This window comes from Mesorhizobium sp. B2-5-11 (genome assembly GCF_006440835.1).
Classification (GTDB): domain Bacteria; phylum Pseudomonadota; class Alphaproteobacteria; order Rhizobiales; family Rhizobiaceae; genus Mesorhizobium.
Window position 1 is genome coordinate 493,054 of record NZ_VFUK01000002.1, and the last position, 17,712, is coordinate 510,765.

Here is a 17,712-nt window from a genome sequence, read left to right on the forward strand (position 1 = left end):
AGCCTGCGAGCGATTTGCACGACGGAGCCCGCCCCGGAATTTCATTCTCCATCTAGCCGGTCGATTGGCACGATCTATCTTCTTTCCCACTGCAAAGGGCTGGAAAAGAGGATACGCTGCCGCCCTGCCCGAAGCGGCCGCTTGATCATGGAGCATCGATATGAGCAGGCACAAGATCGCGCCCTCGGATAGCGCCCCTTTGGAAAACGCCGCTTCGGAAAACGCAACGTCGCGCCTGCGGCCGCCTTACGGATCGGTGCTCGACCTGATCGGCCAGACCCCCGTGGTCGAGCTGACCCAATTCGACACCGGCAAGTGCCGGCTGTTCATCAAGCTCGAAAGCCAGAATCCCGGCGGCTCGATCAAGGACCGTATCGCGCTGTCGATGATCGCGGCGGCCGAGAAGGAGGGCAGGCTGAAGCCAGGCGGCACGATTGTCGAGGCGACGGCCGGCAATACGGGCCTGGGGCTGGCCCAGGTCGGCATCCCCAAGGGCTACCGCATCATCCTGGTCGTGCCCGACAAGATGTCGCGCGAGAAGATCCAGCACCTGCGCGCACTGGGCGCGGAAGTGCGCATGACGCGCTCCGATGTCGGCAAGGGCCACCCCGAATATTATCAGGACATGGCCGAAAAAATCGCGGCCGAGCTGCCCGGCGCTTTCTACGCCAACCAGTTCGCCAATCCGGCCAACCCTGAGGCGCACGAAACCACCACCGGTCCGGAAATCTTTTCGCAGCTCGACGGCGATGTCGACGCGGTGGTGGTCGGCGTCGGCTCCGGCGGCACGCTGACCGGCCTTGGCCGGTTCTTCGCCAAGGCATCGCCGAAGACGGAAATGGTGCTGGCCGATCCGGTCGGCTCGGTGCTGGCGCCGCTGATCAAGACCGGCAAGATGGTGGAGGCCGGCAGCTGGACTGTGGAAGGCATCGGCGAGGACTTCGTGCCGCCCAATGCCGAGCTGTCGCTGGTCAAGAAGGCCTATTCCATATCGGACAAGCAGAGCATGCTGGCGGTGCGCGATCTCCTGTCCCGGGAAGGCATCCTGGCCGGCTCGTCTTCGGGCACGCTGCTGTCGGCCGCCTTGCGCTATTGCCGCGAGCAGACGTCGCCCAAGCGCGTCGTCACCTTCGTCTGCGACAGCGGCAACAAATATCTGTCGAAAGTCTTCGACGATTTCTGGCTGGCCGAGCAGGGGCTGGCCGAGCACGAGCAGCATGGCGACCTGCGCGACCTGGTGATGCGCACGCACCGCACCGGCGACACCGTCTATGTCGGTCCGGACGAGAGCCTGCTCAACGCCTATGGCCGCATGCGCCGCTCCGATGTCTCGCAGCTGCCGGTGCTCGACGACGGCAAGCTGGTCGGCATCGTCGACGAAAGCGACATTCTGGCCAAGGTCGACGGCCCCTATGAGGGCCGCTGGGAGCGCTTCAACGCGCCGGTACGCACGGCGATGACCTCCAATCTGCATACTTTGCAGGCCAGCCAGACGCTGGACGCGCTGCTGCCGGTATTCGACCGCAACGAGGTCGCCATCATCTTCGACGGCGACGAGTTCGTCGGCCTGATAACCCGCATCGACCTGATCAACCATTTGAGGCGCCGTGCACGATGACCGCATCCGGAAAGAACCGCCTGGCCTTCTCCACCCGCACCATCCATGGCGGCCAGAGCCACGATCCCCTGACCGGAGCGGTGATGGTGCCGATTTACGCCACCTCGACCTATGGCCAGCAGTCGCCCGGCGTGCACAAGGGCTTTGAATATGCCCGGAGCCAGAATCCCACGCGCTTTGCCTTCGAGCGCGCGGTGGCCGATCTTGAAAGCGGCTCGGCTGCCTTCGCCTTCGCCTCCGGGCTGGCGGCGATCGCCACCGTGCTTGAACTGCTCGATTCCGGCGCCCACATCGTCGCCACCGACGACATCTATGGCGGCTCCTTCCGCCTGATGGAGCGTGTGCGCAAGCGCTCCGCCGATCTCAAGGTGAGCTTCGTCGACTGCACCGACCTTGCGGTTATAGAGGCGGCAATCCGCCCGGAGACGAAAATGCTCTGGGTCGAGACGCCGACCAACCCGCTGCTGCGCATCGTCGATCTCGAAGGCGTCGCAGCCCTTGCAAGGCGCAAGGGCATCCTCTCGGTCGCCGACAACACATTCTGCAGCCCCTATTTGCAGCGGCCGCTGGAGCTCGGCATCGACATCGTGGTGCATTCGACGACGAAGTACCTCAACGGCCATTCCGACATGGTCGGCGGCGTGGCTGTTGTCGGCGATAACAAGGATTTGGCCGATCGCCTGAAATTCCTGCAGAACGCCATCGGCGCCATTTCGGGCCCGTTCGACAGTTTTCTCGCCCTGCGCGGCCTCAAGACATTGGCGCTGAGGATGGAGCGGCACTCGTCGAACGGCCTCAAGATCGCGCAGTGGCTGGAAGCCCGCAAGGATGTGCGCCGGGTCATCTATCCCGGTCTGGCCAGCCATCCGCAGCATGCCGTCGCCGTCCAGCAGATGCATGCGTTCGGCGGCATGATATCAGCCGTGCTCGACCGCGACCTCGCCGGCACGAAACGCTTCCTCGAACGCACGCAATTGTTCACGCTGGCCGAAAGCCTCGGTGGCGTGGAGAGCCTGATCGAGCATCCGGCGCTGATGACGCATGGATCGATCCCGGCGGAGAAGCGCGAAGAGATCGGCATATCGGATTCGCTGGTGCGGCTGTCGGCGGGCATCGAGGATGGCGACGATCTGATCGCGGACCTGGAGCAGGCGCTGGGGGGCTGAGCGGCGGCGCTCCCGCTGAGACGAGCCAGTCTCCAAGCCAGCGCTGCCCCTTACCTGCCTGCCGGCATCCTCCCGTATAGTGACGGGGAGAGGGGCGCTGTGTCTCGATTTGCGCCAATTATCAACGGCGGCAAGAGGGAGCCGGGGTTGCGGTATCTCCCTTCTCCCCGTCACTATACGGAGAGAAGGTGCCGGCAGGCGGATGAGGGGCAGCGCCAACTTCGCAGAAAGCCAGCCACAACCCCGTTGACCCCAAATCCCATCTGCCCGAGATGTAGAGCCTATGGCCACGCGCGACACATCTCCAGACGCTCCCCTCACTTTCGCGGTGCTGGTCTTCCCCGGCTTTCCGATGATGGCGTTCAGCTCGGTCATCGAGCCGCTGCGCGCGACCAATGTGCTGGCGAAGCGGGAATGCTATCGCTGGATCATCGTCGGCGCTACCCAGGGCGTGGTCGAGGCCTCGAACGGCGTCGTCATCCAGCCGCGCTTCTATGCCGGGGATGCGCCGAAGGTCGACCGCATCGTCGTCTGCTCAGGCGGCGATGCCGATCATCTCGTTGCCGAGGATGCGGCAAGCTGGATCCGCCGCAGCTTGCGCAGTGGCGCCCATATCGGCGCGGTGGCGGACGCCGCCTTCTTCCTCGCCCGCGCCGGCCTGCTCGACGGCCATGCCTGCACCTTGCACTGGACCAGCCAGGCGGCCTTCACCGAGGCCTTTCCCAATGTCGAGCTGAGGCGCGACCTCTATGTCATCGACCGCAAGCGTTTCACCTCGGCCGGCGGCGTCGGCAGCCTCGACATGATGCTGGAGATCATTACCCGCGACTACGGCGCCGAGCTTGCGGCCGGCGTCGCCGAATGGTTCGTGCACAGCCAGCTGCGCTCCAGCGTCGACCGCAAGCTGATGCCGCTGCGCCTGCGTACCGGCGTCCGGAACGAGCTGGTGCTGTCGGCCATCGCCATCATGGAGGACGCGGTCGAGGAGCGGCTCGGCATGGCGGAGCTCACTGCGCGGCTCGGCGTGTCGTCCGACAAGCTCGAACGCTCCTTCCGCTCCGAACTCGCCATCTCGCCCAATGGCTACTATCGGCGGCTCAGGCTGAAACGCGCCGCCGATCTCCTGGCGCACTCGACGCTCGCCGTGCGCGACGTGGCGCTCGCCTGCGGCTTTGCCTCGATGTCTAGCTTCGCGCGTGCCTTTCGCGAGGAGCACGGCCATCCGCCGAAGCTGGCGCGACGGCATTAGAGGTCCTGCTGGCACTGAGAGACGTTGGCGGGACAGCGGGGGGCGACTGGCACCTGCATCTCTCATTACCCGGCGGCATCCCGCACAACCCACGCGGTTTTCCGCACAATTCCCCTGCCCCTCCTGCGCCATGGTCTGATCTTGCAAACCACCCAAGGTCAGCCCCCATGAGCATCGTCGTATTCGACCCCGACAGCACTGAAGACGTCGACTTCAAGGACCGCATGCGCCACCCCGCGGCGGCCGATTCGGCGGGCGGCATGTGGCTGTCCGACACCGAGCCGTCCTTCATCGATGCCGACGCCCTTCGAAAAGGCCGGCTGGCCAAGCTGCGCGGCTGGATGCGCGAGGCCGGCTATGGCGGCGTGGTGCTGTTCGACCCGTACAACCAGCGCTACGCCACCGGCTCGCGCAACATGTTCGGCTATTTTCTGCGCAACTCGACCCGTTATTTCTTCATTCCGACCGAAGGGCCGATCGTGCTGTTCGAATATCCGCAGAGCTACCATGTCTCGATAGTGCTCGACACGATCGACGAGGCGCGTCCTTCCAAGCTCGTCTGGTCGTCGGTCTCGGGCCGCGACGACGAGACCGCCGGTCCCTTCGCCGACGAGATCACCGACCTCCTGAAGCAGCATGGCAGCGGCTCGATGAAGCTCGGGCTCGACCGCTGCAGCCACTTGCAGGCGCTGGCGCTGGAGAAGCGCGGCTGCGAGGTCCGGGATTGCCAGGGCGAGATCCTGGCGGTGCGCGCGGTCAAGACGCCGGAGGAAGTGAAATGCCTGCAGGTGTCGATGGCCGGCGCGGAAGCCGCCGTCTATGCGGTGCGCGAGGCGATCAAGCCCGGCGTTTCCGAGAACGAGCTGTTCGCCATCATGTATGGCGAGGTCATCCGCCAGGGCGGCGAGTTCATCGAGACGCGGCTCTTGACGTCGGGCCAGCGCACCAATCCCTGGTTCAACGAGGCGAGCGGGCGAAAAATCCGGCCGGGCGAATTGTTGGCGCTCGATACCGACACGATCGGCTGCTATGGCTATTATTCGGATTTCTCGCGCACCTTCCGCTGCGGGCCCGGCAAGCCGACCCCCTATCAGAAATCGCTCTACCGCATGGCGCACGACCAGGTTCAGCACAATATCTCGATCGTGAAGCCGGGCATGGCTTTCCGCGAGATCGCCGAAAAGGCGTGGAAGATCCCCGACCGCTTCGTCGACCAGCGCTACACCTCGGTCATGCACGGCGTCGGCATGCATGGCGAGACGCCCTTCATCGCGCACGCCATGGACTACGAGACCTATGGCCGCGACGGCCATATCGTGCCAGGCATGGTGGTGAGCGTGGAAAGCTATATTGGCGAGAAGGGCGGCCGCGAGGGCGTCAAGCTGGAGGATGAAATCCTGATCACCGAGACCGGCACCGAGCTCCTGTCGCGCTTCCCCTATGAGGATGAGTTTCTGGAGAAGCAGGTTTGACATCCACTGCCCGCCTCGGCGACGCATCGCAGCTGAAGAACGAGCGCCTCATTCCTTGGCGCCCCCCTCTGTCCCTCCAGCGTTTGGAAGTATCTTGGGGGCCAGGCGCATCCGCATGAAAAGCCCTATCTCCGTCAAGCGCGGCACCGTGGCCGCTGTCTTCATCGACCTGCAGGAAGAGCACCGGCAGGACCCGCGCTACCTGGTCGAGGGTTTTGACAAGATTCTCGCCAACGTCCAGCGGCTGCAGGCGGCGGCGCGGCAGAACAATGTGCCGCTCTATCACTGGGCCTACATTGTCGATCTCGACAAGCAGGAGCGGCCCTTTCACCCTGTTGGAACCGACGGCAAGTCGGCCTTCTCCGACAAGAGCGATCCGCTGACCGAGATCTGCCGTGAGGTGGCGCCTGCTGATGGCGAGGCGCTGCTGATCAAGGCCGAGGCCAGCGCCTTCCGCGCGGGACCGGCCGCCGATCGGCTCAAGGCTTCCGGCGTCGAATGGCTGGTCATATCTGGCGTGTGGACCGAGGCCTGCATCGATGCCACCGTGAAGGACGCCGTGGCGCGCGGCTTTCGCGTGCTGCTGGTCAAGGACGCCTGCGGCAGCGGCAGTGCCGCCATGCACCAGACCGCAATCCTCAACCTCGCCAACCGGCTCTATGGCGGCGCCGTCACCGACACCGACGGCGCCTGCCTGCTGCTGGCTGGCGAGAGCGTCGCCGTCTGGCAGGTCGAGGGCTCGGTGCCGCTGCGCTTCAGCTTTGAAAACGCGGCCAGGCTTTACAGCGAGCTTTGAGGCAATGCCTTCCGAAACCGTGGGCAGCACTGAAATGACCGGTCGCAGCAAATACGCGACGCGGCTCGACCCTGCGCTGTGGGCCTATATAGACGGCATCAACGCCTGGTATCCGCCCGAGACGATCGACCTGCCGATCGCCAAGCAGCGTGCGATCTATGACAGGATGTGCCGGGCGCTTCGCCAGCCCTATCCGCCGGGGGTGACGGCGAGCGACGGCCTCATCGCCGCCCCCGGCCGGAACATCGCGGTGCGGCACTACGGGATGGCAGGCACGGCCGCGCGGGCCACGGTGCTTTATTACCATGGCGGCGGCTTCATCCTGGGCGGGCTCGACAGCCATGACGACATCTGCGCCGAGATCTGCGCCGGCACCGGCTTTGCCGTGCTCTCGGTCGACTATCGGCTGGCGCCCGAACATCTCCACCCCGCCGCCTTCGACGACGCTCTGGCCGCCTTCGAATGGGCGGCGGCTAGAGCGAACGGGCCACTGCTGCTGTCCGGCGAGAGCGCCGGCGGCAATCTGGCGGCGGCGGTCAGTCACGCGACGCGCGCTCGCGCGAAGAGGCCGACCGGCCAGGTGCTGATCTATCCCGGCCTCGGCGGCGACGAGACTGCCCGCTCCTACATCGAGCATGCCGAGGCGCCGCTTCTGTCGACCGGCGACGTCGCTTTCTACCGCCACGTCCGCTCGGCCAAGAGACAGGCGCCGGACGATCCGACCTTCTCGCCGCTGCGCGCCGCCGACTTCTCCGGCCTGCCGCCCACCATTGTCGTTACCGCCGAATGCGACCCGCTGTCGTCGGACGGCGAGGCCTATCGCGACCGCATCCTGGCCGCCGGCGGCAAAGCGAGCTGGCACGAGGAGAAGCGCCTCGTGCACAGTTTCCTGCGCGCCCGCACCACCGTGCCGGCTGCCGCCGAGGCGTTCCGGCGCATAATCGCGGCGATCGCGGCACTTGGCGCGGGCGAATGGCCCGTCGAACACTGAACCCGAGCGACGCAGCCCTCAATTGCGCCCGTAAAACGCGTTCGGGACATGCACCGGCCAGCGCCATGGCAGCACGGCGATCATGTCGAACCGCATCGACAGCCTGCCGTAATCCGGCTGGCGCGACAGCCAGATGTCGGCGGCGCCTTCGATGCGGCGCTCCGATTCATGGGCGATCGCCTCCATCGCTTCCATCAGCGTGCGGCGCGCCTTGACCTCGACGAACAGCACCAGGTCGCCGCGCCGCGCGATCAGGTCGATCTCGCCGAAACGGGTGCGATGGCGGCGCGCCAGGATCCGGTAGCCTTTCAGCACCAGCGCCGCCGCCGCCAGCCATTCGCCGCGATGGCCGCGCCGGTAGGCCTTTTGACGGCTGACGCTCGGGAGCCTAGCCACGGTCCTCTCCAGAGGCATCCCTGAGTTCCAGCAGCCGCCGGTAAAGCGCCTGCTTCTGGCCGCCGGTCATCTTCGCCGCTTCCGCCGCCGCCTTCGAAGCCGGCATTTCGGCGGCGAGCGACAACAGCATCCGGTCGATATCGGCCGGCTCGTCCGCCCTGGCCTCGGCCGGACCGACGCACACCACGATCTCGCCCTTCGGCGTATCGGCCGCCGCATAGTGGTCGGCCAGCGCCCGCAGCGTGCCGGTGCGCATCTCCTCGAAGGTCTTGGTCAATTCCCTGCCGATCGCTGCCTTGCGCTCGCCGCCAAGCGCTTCGGCCATCGCGCCGAGAGACTCGGCCAGCCGGCGCGGCGATTCGAAGAAGATCAGCGTCGCCGGCACCGCTTTAAGCGCGTCCAGCCGCGCCAGCCGCTGCCCCGCCTTGACCGGCAGGAAGCCGGAGAACAGGAAGGCATCCGAAGGCAAGCCGGATGCGGTGAGCGCGGCAAGCGGCGCGGACGGACCGGGGATGGGCACGACGCGAATGCCTTGGTCGAGCGCCTCGCCGACCAGCCGGTAGCCGGGATCGGAAACCAGCGGCGTGCCGGCATCCGAGATCAGCGCCACGCTCTGCCCCGACTGGAGCGCCGCTATCAATTTTGGCCCGGCCTCGCCGGCATTGTGCTCGTGATAGGCCGTGGTGCGGCGGCGGATGCCGTAGCGGTCGAGCAGCACGCGCGACACGCGCGTGTCCTCGCAGGCGACCATGTCGGCGGCGGCCAGCGTCTCAAGCGCGCGCAGCGTGATGTCGGCGAGATTGCCGATCGGCGTCGCCACCAGATAGAGTGCCGGTTCGAGCGGCCGGGCCGCGATCTCGGTCTGCCCGATCACATAGCTGCGCTTTCCCGTCTCGCCAGTCACCGGTGCCTTCTCCGTCAGCGGCGCGCCCGCGTCCAGATGGAGCCGCGAAGGACGTTCCGAAATCATCCGCCCTGTTTGGCACGGCCCGCGCCGGGTTGCAAAAGCCGCTGTAATGCAAGGCGAGCGCCATTCCTTCGCCACAGTAGGGAACGAAACCGTCTTTCGCAGATTTAGCCCCTGATTCCCCCGGGAGGACAGGATGGACAGACTGACCATACAGGACGCTTTCGAGCCCTACTATGCAGGCCGCAAGCGCTTTGCCGCGCAAGGAGACGGGAAGCCGCCCGCCACCACGGACGGCAAGCAGGGGCCCGCGCGCCGCCCGCCACCAGAGATCAAGCTACCCGACAACGAACCCGACAGCACGACGGAGCACTGACCGGACGATGCCCAATCGCTTCGATATTTTCATCACCCGTCTCGAAACCAAGAACGCCCGCCACGGCGCAGCACTACCCTCGATAAGCGACCAGCACCGCGCCCGCCGCGATAAGGGCGACGCCAAGCCAGTTCGCACCGGTGAGCCGCTCGCCGAGAAAGACCGCGCCAAACACCGCCACAAGCACGACGCTTAGCTTGTCGATGGGCGCCACCTGCGCCGCATTGCCGATTTTCAGCGCGCGGAAATAGCAGAGCCACGAGGCTCCGGTCGCCAGTCCCGACAGGCTAAGGAAAAGCCAGGTCTTCCCGGAGATCGAGGCCCACGATTGGAATTGGCCGCTGGCGGCGAGGATCGCCGCAAGCACGACCAGGATGATGGCTGTCCGGATGAGGGTGGCGAAATCGGAATTGATGGTCTCGATGCCGACCTTGGCGAAGATCGCCGTCAGCGCCGCGAAAGTCGCCGACAACAGCGCCCAGAATTGCCAGGAGAGCGGCAGGTTCATTCGGATAGCCTCACCGGTCGGGTCTCAACTCAGATACCGCGAAACAGCCGCCTCCAGAAGCGTAATCTTGGCTTCGAGATTGGGAGCAGCATCCCAGCCTACCGTGCCAGATCGGCCACCACGGCGTCGAGCACGATCATGCCGGCGGGCGTGGCGCGCAGGCGGGCGTTGCCGATCGGCGCCACCAGCCCTTCGCCTTGCAGCACCGACAGCCGTGCGCTCGACAGGCCGCGCCCGGAAAACGCTTCGTAGCGCGACAGGTCGATGCCTTCCGCCAGCCTCAGTCCCATCAGCAGGAACTCGTCAGCCTCTTCGGAGCGCGTCAGGGTCTCGCCTCCGGTGACGCCATGGCCCTTGGCCTCGACCAGATTGGCCCAGGTTTCCGGCATCCTCTCCGCGATGGTCACGACGCGGTGGCCGTTCTCGACGAAGCGGCCATGCGCGCCGGGGCCGACGCCGACATATTCGCCATAGCGCCAGTAGGTCAGATTGTGCCGGCTTTCGGCACCCGGCCGGGCGTGGTTTGAGATCTCATATGCCGGCAAACCATGGGCCGATGTCACCTCTTGCGTCAGCGCATAGAGGTCGGCGGCGTGGTCGTTGTCGGGGATGATGAATTTCTTCGCCGCGTGCAGCGCGTGGAACGGCGTGCCTTCCTCGATGGTCAGCTGATAGAGCGACAGATGGTCGGCGGCGTGGCCGATCGCCTGTTCGAGCTCCGATGCCCAGGCCTCCGGCGTCTGGCCTGGCCGTGCGTAGATCAGGTCGAAGGAGAGCCTTGGGAATATCTCCCGCGCGAGCCCGATCGCGTGCAGCGCCTCGTCCACATTGTGCAGCCGGCCAAGGAAGCGCAAATCCTTGTCGTTCAGCGCCTGCACGCCGAGCGAGACCCGGTTGACGCCCGCAGCGCGATAGCCGCGAAAGCGTTCGGCTTCGACCGAGGAGGGATTGGCCTCCAGCGTCACCTCGATGCCGTCGGGCACCGTCCAGTTCTTCGCCACGGCGTCCAGGACCCTGGCCACCGTTTCCGGCTTCATCAACGACGGCGTGCCGCCGCCGAGAAAGATGCTGGTCACCTCGCGTGGGCCGGTGCGCTGGCGCATCGTCGCCAGTTCCGCCTCGAAGGCGGCGGCAAAGCGCTCCTGGTCGACCGGCTGGTGGCGGACATGGCTGTTGAAGTCGCAATAGGGGCATTTGGCCGCGCAGAACGGCCAATGCACATAGACGCCGAAACCGGGGCTGCGGTCGAGCGGCATGGTGGCGCCGGGCCTGATCATGCCGAGCCTAACCGGGCCAGACCCAATCGGGCTTGGGCGAATTTCTGGAAGGCGCGGGCGCGGTGCGACAGCGCCGTGGCCTGGCCGGGTTTCCAGCCGTGTTTTTCCTCGGCGGTCATCTCGCCGAAGGTCTTTTCGAAGCCGTCGGGCAGGAACACCGGGTCGTAGCCGAATCCGAGCTCGCCGCGCGGCGGCCAGACCAGCGTGCCTTCGGCCTCGCCGCGGTAATATTCGGCCTCGCCGTCGGGAAAGGCGAGGCAGATGACGGCGACGAAGCGACCCTTGCGCTGCTCGGCCGAGGCGGCGCCGACTTCCTGCAGCGCCACTTCGGTGCGCTGCATGGCGATGCCGAAATCCCTGCTGCCATCAGGCGTTTCGGCCCAGTTGGCGGTGTAGACGCCGGGCGCGCCGTCAAGCGCGTCGACGCACAGGCCCGAATCGTCCGACAGCGCCGGCAGGCCCGTCGCCTTGGCCGCGGCGAAGGCCTTGATATAGGCGTTCTCCTCGAAGGTTGTGCCGGTCTCCTCGGGTTCGGGCAAGCCATAGTCCTTCGCCGATTTCGCCTCGAATCCGAATGGCGCCATCAGATCGGCGAATTCGCGCAGCTTGCCTTCATTGTGGCTGGCGACGACGATCTTTTTTCCGTCGAGAGAATGCATCAAAGTCCCCAGATTCTCGGCTCGGCGAATTCGATCGAATTGCCGGAGGGATCGCGGATATAAAGCGAGCGGCCGCCTTGCGGCCATTCGAATTCGCTTTCGACAGCGATGTTCTTCGCCTTCAGATGGGATTTCCAGCGGCTGATTTCATCGGCGGTCGCCGCAAAGCAGAGATGGCCTTCGCCCGATGTGCCGTGTGGCGGCACTTTCAGCCTCGCGTCGGGCGCAGGCGGGATCCTGGTCGCCTCGGCGTTGAAGACCAGCAGCACGCCGGCTCCGCAACGGAAGAACAGATGGCGGCCCTCGACCTTGCCGAGAGGAGTGAGGCCGAGGATGTCGGTGTAGAAGGCTTCGGCAGCGGCGAGGTCGGTGACGTAAAGAGCGGATTCAAGAATGGCAGAGGGGATCACGAGGCACCCCCCTCTGGCCTGCCGGCCATCTCCCCCGCAAGGGGGGAGATTGGCAGCGTGAGCGCCCGCTCATGGTATTCTATGCTGATTACTGGCGAAGCTCGAGACAACAGCCGATCTCCCCCCTTGCGGGGGAGATGCCTGGCAGGGCAGAGGGGGGTGCCCAGGCTCCGCATGAATAAACTACGCCACCGCCATCTGCTGCAAACTCACCAGCCTCTGGATGCCTTTCTTGGCCAGGCCCATCAGCTCGGCGAACTGCCCTTCCGAAAAGGGCTCGCCCTCGGCCGTGCCCTGGATCTCGACGATGCCGCCCTTGCCGGTCATGACGAAATTGGCGTCGGTGCCGGCCGAGGAATCCTCGAGATAGTCGAGGTCGATGACCGGCTGGCCGTCATGGATGCCGCAGGAAATCGCCGCGACATGGTCCTTCAGCACCTTGGCGACGCTCACCATCTGCCGCGCTTCCATCCAGCGCAGGCAATCGTAGAGCGCCACCCAGCCGCCGGTGATGGAGGCGGTGCGGGTGCCGCCATCGGCCTGGATGACGTCGCAGTCGACGGTGATCTGCTGCTCGCCCAGCGCCTGCAGGTCGACCACGGCGCGCAGCGAGCGGCCGATCAGCCGCTGGATCTCCAGCGTGCGCCCGCCCTGCTTGCCGGCGGAGGCCTCGCGGCGCATGCGCTCGCCTGTCGAGCGCGGCAGCATGCCGTATTCGGCCGTCACCCAGCCCTTCCCGGAATTGCGCATCCAGCCCGGCACCTTTTCTTCCAGGCTTGCCGTGCACAAGACATGCGTGTCGCCGAACTTCACCAGGCACGAGCCTTCGGCATGTTTGGAGATGCCGCGCTCGAAGGAGATGGCGCGCATTTCGTCGAACTGGCGTTTGGAGGGGCGCATTCGGCCTGCTTTCTTGTCAGCTTTTTTGAATCTTGGCCGGCTTTTAGACGCATGCGGGGCACGGCGTAAAGGAAAATGGACCGGCGGCCGCAAACGCGGCGACACCGGGGTGATCGCGCAACACGACACCGGGTTGCGCGCAGCGCCGCGAAGTCTATATCCTTGAACCGGAGGTTATGGCCGCAATGACCAAGGCAGTCGATCCCGCTTCGCAGTCGCTCGCTCTTCACACGCCGGCACTTCAGGCGCCCGCACTTCAGGCGCTCGACATGCGTTCGCGCGACATCTTCCGGCGCATCGTCGATTCCTATCTGAGGGACGGCGAGCCCGTGGGATCGCGCAGCCTGTCGCGCATCCTGCCGTCCTCGCTGTCGCCCGCCACCATCCGCAACGTGATGAGCGACCTCGAACATCTCGGCCTGATCTACGCGCCGCACATCTCGGCCGGCCGTCTGCCGACGCAGGCCGGCCTGCGCTTCTTCGTCGACGCCTTTATGGAACTGGGCGACCTCTCCGACGAGGAGCGGCGCAGCATCGAGGCGCAGGTGCGAGCCTCCGGCTCGGGCGCTACCCTGGAACACATGCTGACCGAGGCCAGCCAGATGCTGTCGGGCATGTCGCGCGGCGCCGGCCTGGTGCTGGCCGCCAAGAACGAGGTGGCCCTTAAGCACATCGAGTTCATCCAGCTCGAACCGACCAAGGCGCTGACCGTGATGGTGTCGCAGAACGGCGACGTCGAGAACCGGGTCATCGATCTGCCGGCCGGCATCACCGTCTCGCAATTGCACGAGGCCTCGAATTTCCTCAACGCCCATATTCGCGGCCGTACGCTGGCCGAGGCGCGGGCGGAGGTCGAGCGTATCAAGGAAGAGACAAGGGCAGCGCTCGACACGCTGTCGCAGGACCTGGTGGAGAAAGGGCTGGCGGTGTGGGCCGGCGCGGAAAGCGGCCTGCCGGCGCGCCTGATCGTGCGCGGCCGCGCCAATCTGCTCGAAAACGTCACCGCCCAGGCCGACATCGAACTCCTGCGCCACCTGTTCGAGGACATGGAGACGCAGGACGGGCTGATCCAGCTGCTCGACCTCGCCGAGGCGGGACCGGGCGTGCGCATCTTCATCGGCTCGGAAAACAAGCTTTTCTCGCTCTCCGGCTCGTCGCTGGTCGTGGCGCCTTACCGCGACAAGGACGCCCGCGTCGTCGGCGCGCTCGGAGTCATCGGCCCGACCCGGCTCAACTATGCCCGCATTGTCCCGATGGTCGACTATACGGCGCAGCTGATATCGCGCATGCTGCGCTGAGAGCTGGGATCGATCCAGCCGGCCGAGGAGAGAAAAGATGGCGCTGGAATCGTTCAAGGCCCAGATCAGCCTGCTGCTGGAGGAGATGGTCAACCAGCCTGAGGATGTGCGCGAAGTGCAGGAGCAATTGCGCGAGAAGCTGCGCGAAATCCGCGCCATGGGCATGCCGCTGCCGGCCGACCTCGTCGAACTGGAAAAGAACCTCGACGCCGATCTCGACGCGGATACCTGACCCGAATTCCTTCAACTCCCCGTGTCGTCCGGAACGACTGCCGAGCCCGCCCGTTCCCTTGGTGCATGTGACCTCGGTCTTGGGACAACGACATGCATGAAGAAGCGAGAAGCTGGAGACTGGGATGATCCGACTTGCCGGCGCGGTGGCGCTCCCTGCTGCCTTGCTCTTCGCCGCGACGGCATTGGCCCAGCAGGCAGAGCCGGTGCTGAAGGGCGCGGCCGCATTCGGTGACTGGCGTGCCGACGAGCCGGGCGTGCGCCGGCTGATCAGGCCGCAAGACCAGCCCCGGCCCTATGTCACCAGATCCGCTTCGAACAGCGCCGGTCCGGTGCAAAGGCCTCGAGGCGCCGAGCCGCGGCTGCCGGCGGGTTTTTCGGCGGAACTGATCGCGTCGGGCATCGATAATCCGCGCGTCGTGCGTGTCGCGCCCAATGGCGACCTGTTCGTCGCCGACAGCGAGGCCAACCAGATCCGCGTCTACCGTCTCGGCGAGGGCAGCGCGAAACCTGTCAGGGACGGCATCTTCGCCCGCAATCTCAACCGGCCCTACGGCATCGCCTTCTATCCGCCAGGGGACAGCCCGCAGTGGATCTATGTCGCCAACAGCGACAGCATCGTGCGCTTTCCCTACCGCGATGGCGACCTGAAGGCCTCCGGCGAGCCGGAAACCGTCGTCCGCGATATTCCGGCCACTCATCACTGGACCCGCGACGTCGCGTTCTCGCCGGACGGCAAGACGCTGTATCTCTCGGTCGGCTCCGGTTCGAACGCCGCCCAGGACATGGCAAAAAAACCGCGGGGCGGGCTCGACGCCTGGGCCAGGTCGAAGCCGCTCGGCGCCACCTGGGGCGCGGAGGAAGGCCGCGCCGACGTCAGGGCTTTCGACCCGGACGGTAGGAATGGCCGCATCGTTGCCACCGGCTTGCGCAATTGTTCGGGCATGGCCATGCAGCCGGCGGCGGGCGCGCTGTGGTGCGTGGTCAACGAGCGCGACGCGCTCGGCGACAACGTGCCGTTCGAATATGCGACCGAAGTGAAGGAAGGCGCCTTCTACGGCTGGCCCTGGTACTATATCGGCGACAATGAGGATCCGCGCCACAAGGGCGCGCGTCCCGACCTTGCCGGCAAGGTCACCGTCCCCGACATTCTGATGCAGGCGCATTCGGCGCCGCTCAACATCGCCTTCTACGACGGCAGGAATGTCCGCGCGGGATCCGGTTTTCCGGCCGAATACAGGGGCGACGCCTTCGTCGCCCTGCACGGTTCGTGGAACCGCGGCAACAGGACCGGCTACAAGGTGGTGCGGCTCAAGTTCAAGGACGGCAAGCCGACCGGCGAATATGAGGACTTCATGACCGGCTTCCTCACCTCCGGCGGCGAGGTCTGGGGCCGGCCCGTCGGCGTGGCGGTGGCGAGCGACGGCGCGCTGATCGTCACCGAGGACGGCAACGGCACCATCTGGCGCGTGACCTACGGCGACGGGCGGTCCTGATCCGCTTGGGAGGTCCCGGGCACGGGGCATGCCTGGTGCAACCAAATCCGGCTCCAGGCAATTCCCGCCCGCGAAACTCTGTGCGACAAGGCGCCGTCCCAGCAGTTTCGCGGACGCAAGGCTCGATCCATGACCCTCACCGGCTTCCTCGCCTACAGCGCCGCCCTCGGCTTGGCCGCGGCCATTCCCGGCCCCGGCGTCACCGCGCTTGTGGCGCGCGCGCTCGGTTCCGGCTTCCGCTCGTCGCTGGCCATGTCCTTCGGCCTGATGCTCGGCGACCTCCTTTATCTCACCGCCGTGGTGCTTGGGCTTGCCTTTGTCGCGCAGACCTTCGGCCTGGTGTTCCTCGCCGTCAAATGGGCCGGCGTCGCCTATCTCGCCTTCCTCGGCTGGCGCTTCTGGACCGCCGGCATCACGCCCGAGACGGTCGAGGCCAGGAAAGGCAACGGCGGGCTGGCGTCGAGCTTCCTCGCCGGCCTGACGGTGACGCTCGGCAATCCGAAGACGATGATCTTCTATCTCGCCATCACGCCGACCATCGTCGACCTCAAGACCATCACGCTGGCCGATTACGGCATCCTCGCCGCACTCACCGTCCTCGTCCTGTTCGTGGTGCTGGTGCCTTATCTGGCGCTGGCGGCCAAGGCACGCTGGTTCCTGCGCTCGCCGCGCGCCCTGAAGGCGCTGAACCGCACCGCGGCCGGTTTCATGGTCGGCGCGGCGGCGGCGATCGCTGCCCGCCAATAGGGCCATTTTTGCCAAAGCATTCCGCTGGACCGGCTTTTGCGGGAACGCTTTTCCGAGGCCGAGGCGTTTTAGACACGCGCCCCACTCGGATATTTTCGGGCGACGGTCTATCTTGCGTCCGTGGAAGGCCTATCTTGGCGGGCCATCCGTCTGAGATCAGTTCATCCGCCTGACATTCTGGGAGCCAAACCAATGAACAAGTCCGCCGCCTCCGCCCGTGTTCCCGGCCGTGGCCGCATCTACAATTCCATCACCGATACGATCGGCGACACGCCACTGGTGCGGCTCGACAAATTCGCCAAGGAGAAGGGCATCGTTGCCCATCTCCTTGCCAAGCTCGAATTCTTCAACCCGATCGCCTCGGTCAAGGACCGTATCGGCGTGGCGATGATCGAGGCGCTCGAGGCATCGGGCAAGATCGCTCCCGGCAAGACGACGCTGATCGAGCCGACTTCGGGCAATACCGGCATAGCGCTTGCCTTCGCCGCCGCCGCCAAGGGCTACAAGCTGATCCTCACCATGCCCGAGACCATGTCGGTCGAGCGCCGCAAGATGCTGGCGCTGCTCGGCGCCGAACTGGTGCTGACCGAAGGGCCGAAAGGCATGAAGGGCGCCATCGCCAAGGCCGACGAACTGGCGGCCACCATCCCCAACGCCATCATCCCGCAGCAGTTCGAGAACCCGGCCAATCCCGAGATCCATCGCACGACGACTGCCGAGGAGATCTGGAACGACACCCATGGCGAGGTCGACATCATCGTCTCCGGCATCGGCACCGGCGGCACCATCACCGGCGTCGGCCAGGTGCTGAAGAAGCGCAAGCCTTCGCTGCATGTCGTCGCGGTCGAACCGGAAACCTCGCCGGTGCTGTCGGGCGGCCAGCCTGGCCCGCACAAGATCCAGGGCATCGGCGCCGGCTTCGCGCCAAAAATCCTCGACACCACCATCTATGACGAAATCGTCACGGTCTCGAACGAGGATTCGGTCGCCAATGCCCGCCTCGTCGCCCGGCTGGAAGGCGTGCCGGTCGGCATCTCCTCGGGCGCCGCTTTGCAGGCGGCGATCGTCGTCGGCTCGCGGCCGGAGAACAAGGGCAAGAACCTGGTGGTGATCATCCCGTCCTTCGCCGAACGCTACTTGTCGACCATCCTGTTCGAGGGCTTGGGGGCGTAGGGTCTTCGTTGGGCGAAGCGATACGGCGCGTCGCCTGTCGAG

19 protein-coding genes are annotated in these 17,712 nt (G+C 65.8%); 12 read left to right on the forward strand and 7 right to left on the reverse strand.

The features are described from left to right. The first annotated feature begins 160 nt into the window (after positions 1-160). The 6 genes from FJ490_RS09675 to FJ490_RS09700 all read left to right on the forward strand — a co-directional run bounded on the left by FJ490_RS09675 (position 161) and on the right by FJ490_RS09700 (position 7,292). Positions 161-1,618, forward strand: coding sequence for a pyridoxal-phosphate dependent enzyme (locus tag FJ490_RS09675; RefSeq protein ID WP_140728735.1), 1,458 nt, complete (start codon positions 161-163; stop codon positions 1,616-1,618). Further along, entirely contained in the window at positions 1,615-2,784 is a 1,170-nt protein-coding gene (locus FJ490_RS09680) for a PLP-dependent aspartate aminotransferase family protein (protein WP_140685334.1), read from the forward strand. Before FJ490_RS09675 ends, FJ490_RS09680 begins: the two co-directional genes overlap by 4 nt. A gap of 283 nt (positions 2,785-3,067) precedes the next feature. Continuing rightward, complete coding sequence (locus FJ490_RS09685; RefSeq protein ID WP_140685333.1) at positions 3,068-4,033, forward strand: GlxA family transcriptional regulator; 966 nt, start codon at positions 3,068-3,070, stop codon at positions 4,031-4,033. Positions 4,034-4,200: 167 nt separating this feature from the next. Beyond that, positions 4,201-5,505, forward strand: coding sequence for a Xaa-Pro peptidase family protein (locus FJ490_RS09690; RefSeq protein ID WP_140491837.1), 1,305 nt, complete (start codon positions 4,201-4,203; stop codon positions 5,503-5,505). A gap of 115 nt (positions 5,506-5,620) precedes the next feature. Then, a complete protein-coding gene (locus FJ490_RS09695; protein WP_140491835.1) occupies positions 5,621-6,301 on the forward strand; it encodes an isochorismatase family protein in 681 nt (226 codons plus the stop codon). Positions 6,302-6,335: 34 nt separating this feature from the next. Beyond that, complete coding sequence (locus FJ490_RS09700; RefSeq protein ID WP_140685332.1) at positions 6,336-7,292, forward strand: alpha/beta hydrolase; 957 nt, start codon at positions 6,336-6,338, stop codon at positions 7,290-7,292. Between the two features lie 18 nt (positions 7,293-7,310). Here the strand turns inward: FJ490_RS09700 and FJ490_RS09705 are convergent, their stop codons facing one another. Together FJ490_RS09705 and rsmI are read right to left on the reverse strand one after the other, a co-directional pair. Next, positions 7,311-7,688 carry a YraN family protein gene (locus FJ490_RS09705; RefSeq protein WP_181165189.1) on the reverse strand — a complete coding sequence of 126 codons (378 nt, stop codon included), beginning with the start codon at positions 7,686-7,688 and terminating at the stop codon, positions 7,311-7,313. Further along, positions 7,681-8,592, reverse strand: a complete 912-nt coding sequence (rsmI, locus tag FJ490_RS09710; RefSeq protein ID WP_140563839.1) for a 16S rRNA (cytidine(1402)-2'-O)-methyltransferase — start codon at positions 8,590-8,592, stop codon at positions 7,681-7,683. Before rsmI ends, FJ490_RS09705 begins: the two co-directional genes overlap by 8 nt. Before the next feature lie 199 nt (positions 8,593-8,791). On the opposite strand from rsmI, the gene FJ490_RS09715 reads away from it, so the two are divergent. Beyond that, entirely contained in the window at positions 8,792-8,971 is a 180-nt protein-coding gene (locus tag FJ490_RS09715; protein WP_140491829.1) for a hypothetical protein, read from the forward strand. Positions 8,972-9,044: 73 nt separating this feature from the next. On the opposite strand, the gene FJ490_RS09720 is transcribed toward FJ490_RS09715, so the two are convergent. The 5 genes from FJ490_RS09720 to rph form a co-directional block, all read right to left on the reverse strand. Further along, positions 9,045-9,479, reverse strand: a complete 435-nt coding sequence (locus tag FJ490_RS09720) for an EamA family transporter (RefSeq protein ID WP_140491827.1) — start codon at positions 9,477-9,479, stop codon at positions 9,045-9,047. Positions 9,480-9,577: 98 nt separating this feature from the next. Then, complete coding sequence (hemW, locus tag FJ490_RS09725; RefSeq protein ID WP_140491825.1) at positions 9,578-10,756, reverse strand: radical SAM family heme chaperone HemW; 1,179 nt, start codon at positions 10,754-10,756, stop codon at positions 9,578-9,580. Then, entirely contained in the window at positions 10,753-11,415 is a 663-nt protein-coding gene (rdgB, locus tag FJ490_RS09730) for an RdgB/HAM1 family non-canonical purine NTP pyrophosphatase (RefSeq protein WP_140554722.1), read from the reverse strand. The genes hemW and rdgB overlap by 4 nt, the downstream gene beginning before the upstream one ends. Then, positions 11,415-11,825 carry a VOC family protein gene (locus tag FJ490_RS09735; RefSeq protein ID WP_140554721.1) on the reverse strand — a complete coding sequence of 137 codons (411 nt, stop codon included), beginning with the start codon at positions 11,823-11,825 and terminating at the stop codon, positions 11,415-11,417. Before FJ490_RS09735 ends, rdgB begins: the two co-directional genes overlap by 1 nt. A 183-nt stretch (positions 11,826-12,008) precedes the next feature. Next, a complete protein-coding gene (rph, locus tag FJ490_RS09745) occupies positions 12,009-12,725 on the reverse strand; it encodes a ribonuclease PH (RefSeq protein ID WP_140728736.1) in 717 nt (238 codons plus the stop codon). A gap of 185 nt (positions 12,726-12,910) precedes the next feature. Between rph and hrcA the strand changes: the two genes are divergently transcribed. The 5 genes from hrcA to cysK all read left to right on the forward strand — a co-directional run bounded on the left by hrcA (position 12,911) and on the right by cysK (position 17,670). Beyond that, positions 12,911-14,023 carry a heat-inducible transcriptional repressor HrcA gene (hrcA, locus tag FJ490_RS09750; RefSeq protein WP_140524421.1) on the forward strand — a complete coding sequence of 371 codons (1,113 nt, stop codon included), beginning with the start codon at positions 12,911-12,913 and terminating at the stop codon, positions 14,021-14,023. Positions 14,024-14,060: 37 nt separating this feature from the next. Next, positions 14,061-14,255 (forward strand): hypothetical protein, encoded by a 195-nt coding sequence (locus FJ490_RS09755; protein ID WP_140524420.1) that lies wholly within the window; start codon positions 14,061-14,063, stop codon positions 14,253-14,255. Positions 14,256-14,379: 124 nt separating this feature from the next. Then, complete coding sequence (locus FJ490_RS09760) at positions 14,380-15,750, forward strand: sorbosone dehydrogenase family protein (protein ID WP_140563835.1); 1,371 nt, start codon at positions 14,380-14,382, stop codon at positions 15,748-15,750. A 129-nt stretch (positions 15,751-15,879) separates the two neighbouring features. Then, on the forward strand, positions 15,880-16,497 hold the full coding sequence (locus FJ490_RS09765; protein WP_140563833.1) for a LysE family translocator: 618 nt from the start codon (positions 15,880-15,882) through the stop codon (positions 16,495-16,497). Between the two features lie 192 nt (positions 16,498-16,689). Then, complete coding sequence (gene cysK, locus FJ490_RS09770; RefSeq protein WP_140491804.1) at positions 16,690-17,670, forward strand: cysteine synthase A; 981 nt, start codon at positions 16,690-16,692, stop codon at positions 17,668-17,670. Positions 17,671-17,712 lie beyond the last annotated feature (42 nt).